The organism is Candidatus Neomarinimicrobiota bacterium (assembly GCA_036476315.1).
Lineage (GTDB): Bacteria > Fidelibacterota > Marinisomatia > Marinisomatales > S15-B10 > JAZGBI01.
The window spans coordinates 1-2,863 of sequence record JAZGBI010000091.1; the positions used below are offsets into that span (position 1 = coordinate 1).

Below are 2,863 nucleotides of genomic sequence, written 5' to 3' on the forward strand. Positions count from 1 at the left end.
CACACGATGGATATGACTGACAGGTCATTTTACGCCAGGTTCTGGCGGCTGGATACTTAACCCACTTTGGATGGGGTTGCGAGGCTGGCGAGCATTGTGCGTGGGCAATAATAGAGGCAGAGAGTGAAGCTCAAGCCATGATGGCAGTTCCTGCATTGCTGCGAAGTAAGGCGCGCGTCGTCCCATTGAAATGGTATTCTCTGGAAGATTTTGAGTCAATGCGAGATGAACTGCACGGTTAGGGGAAGAGCCGCGCACGGCTTCAGGAACTCGACATGGGCAACGGAATAATGGGGAAGAAGGAAGCATGAGTGGGCTGAAAATGAAAGGGAGATGTAAAGATGAGCAGCCATGACATCATCGTATACACACAGCCGGGTTGACTGTTTTGTAACAGCCTGAAAGCGTGGCTTTCAGAAAAAGGCATCGATTACTCAGAACGTAATATTGCCCAAGAGGATTCGGCACTGGAGGAACTGAAGAATCTGGGTGTGTTCTCGACACCAGCAACCCTAATCGATAATGAGCTTATTATTGGTTTTGACCAGAGAAAATTCGAGGAATTACTTGACACGTCAGATGAAACCTAAATCCTTGAGACCAGGTGAAGTATTGATGGACGAGTTCGAACATGAATGTCCATACTGCAATAGAAACGCCGCTCATCTTACGCCAATGGTAGTTCATTCTGACTGGTCAACTCATAAAGAGTGTTTCATATATTGCTTAGAATGTCCTTCATGTGGGAAGCTTCCGATGCACCTTAACTACAGACTCATGATCGAGTGGAAAGTGCCAGCACACCTTCTTGAAGCTACCTAGTGGCAAATGTCCCAAATGGTTCGCACCCGAGGAACGATTTCTTCCTGGTATCATTTTGAAGTAATAAGAGGCAAATCAGAGGAAGGAGGTTAGAACATGGAAGAATGCAAGACTTGTGGTGGTCCAACAAAAGGATGGAAGTGTGATATCTGCGGTTCCGAATCGGAGGTGCACGTCCCCGATCACGCATGCGGCGGAGATCACTGCATGCCAAAATGCTCAGGCTGCGGCGAGGCAGAAGTGAAGTGCACGTGTGGCTGATAGCCCTCGGTTTTGGATAAGTCAGCTCTCTCCTCTACCCCTATGAGCTAATCCGCTCCCCCCCCTCGGGACAAGTGATTCAAACGGGTTACAGATGGGCCTCTTGTGACGCTTTGATCGATAGGTGAATAGACCGCGGAGCGGACGGGCATGATATGGCGATGTGATGAGGATGAATTTGACGCGATCTTGGAGATCATCAACGATGCGGCGCGTGCTTACGAGGGAGTCATTCCGGCGGATTGTTGGAGAGACCCCTATATGCCTGAGAGTGAGCTTCGGCATGAGATCGATAATGGAGTGACATTCTGCGGCCTTTACGAGAAAAGAGATCTCATCGGAGTGATGGGTATCCAGGATGTTGGAGACGTGACCCTGATTCGGCATGCCTACGTGCGCACGTCAAGAAGGAGGGAAGGAATTGGGAGTCACCTCCTCAGCCGTTTACGAAGGGAAAGTTCGCGTCCGTATCTGGTAGGCACCTGGGCCGCCGCGACGTGGGCGATGCGGTTCTATGAGAGAAATGGGTTTCAGTTATTGTCGCGAGATGAGGCGACTAGCTTGCTGAGAAATTATTGGTCTATTCCGGAACGCCAGATCGAGACTTCGGTTGTCTTGGCAGACGACAGGTGGTGCAAGAAACGTGAAACACAGGAATACGGCGGCATAACAGGCGGCAGCTGAGCTTGAACGTTAGGCTTCCAGTTAAATATTCACTAAACAAGAATTACCCAAACCCTTCAATCCCGTCGGGACATTGAAGTATGATCTTCCCGAGAGAGCTGAAGTAACCCTTACGATCTATGACATTCTTGGCGGGCAGGTCAGGGCTGTGGTTCAAGATATGGAGGAGCCAGGCCAAAAGTCAGCCATTTGGGATGGAAGGAAAGCGTATCAAACTGTAATAATCACCCGCTCTTTTTCAAGGCTTCCGTCTTCACCTCTTGGGTCTTCTTCCGTTTCGCGACGAACACGGCGATGCCCGCCCCAAATCCAACCAGAGCCACAAGCAATTTGGTGAGCCATCCTAGAACAGGAATGAGACCTATTATCCACAACAGAAGAACCCCGAAGGTGGCTTCCAGAAGAATAGGCTGAGTTGACATGTTCAGAGACTTCGTGGTCTTTCTCCCGAGAAACCTGGCCACTGATATGTACCCCACAACCGTCGTCAAGCATACAATAAGAAACTCTACGGGGAGTAACAAGATACCCACAAGCGACAGACAGAGAACGACGGCAACAGGTACGATGAGAACAATACCGAGAAAACCCCACAGAATTGACTGGCCGGCATTATCCTCAACCATCGATGAGAAATTGTCGATGGTGTTAGGTATCAGGGCGACGATCAGAACCGTAACGGCGAGGGAACCGATCAGGGAAAGGAGCCTTAGAAACCAGGAACCTACCCACCAACCACTCCAAAAATGGGATTTCCTGCCGAATGGGAATCCCCAGAAACTGACCTCAACGAGATCACCCTTTACCTCTGCTCCAGACGTCTTCTCGATTTCACCTCCCACCGATACCACATCACCCCGGATGTAGGCATCGGGCCCGAGGTACACCGATCCGCCCACAGAAACCACGTTATCCTCCACCTCCCCGTACACGGTGACATCCCCTCCGATGGCCCCCGCGTTGTCCACTGTTTCCCCTCGCTTGACGATAATGTCTCTTCCAATCCGGATTATTTCTTCACCGTTTTCCTCGAGATTGGAATCCCCGACGAGGAGTGTAAGTCCTAAATCAAACCAAGTTAAACCCGTTTTCATAG

3 protein-coding genes are annotated in these 2,863 nt (G+C 50.3%); 2 read left to right on the top strand and 1 reads right to left on the bottom strand.

The window, feature by feature from the left end; genetic code table 11:
* Positions 1-398: 398 nt before the first annotated feature.
* The gene (locus tag V3U24_09200) at positions 399-590 is read left to right on the top strand and encodes a glutaredoxin family protein (protein MEE9167614.1); all 192 of its coding nucleotides are present in this window, start codon (positions 399-401) and stop codon (positions 588-590) included.
* A 643-nt stretch (positions 591-1,233) separates the two neighbouring features.
* Complete coding sequence (locus tag V3U24_09205) at positions 1,234-1,767, top strand: GNAT family N-acetyltransferase (protein MEE9167615.1); 534 nt, start codon at positions 1,234-1,236, stop codon at positions 1,765-1,767.
* 224 nt (positions 1,768-1,991) lie between these two features.
* On the opposite strand, the gene V3U24_09210 is transcribed toward V3U24_09205, so the two are convergent.
* Positions 1,992-2,863: hypothetical protein (locus V3U24_09210; protein ID MEE9167616.1), on the bottom strand; the 872-nt coding region annotated here is incomplete at its 5' end.

What these genes read in the sequence shown, in the direction of transcription:
- V3U24_09205 (MEE9167615.1), top strand. Translation starts at nt 1,234, where the DNA reads ATGATATGGCGATGTGATGAGGATGAATTTGACGCGATCTTGGAGATC.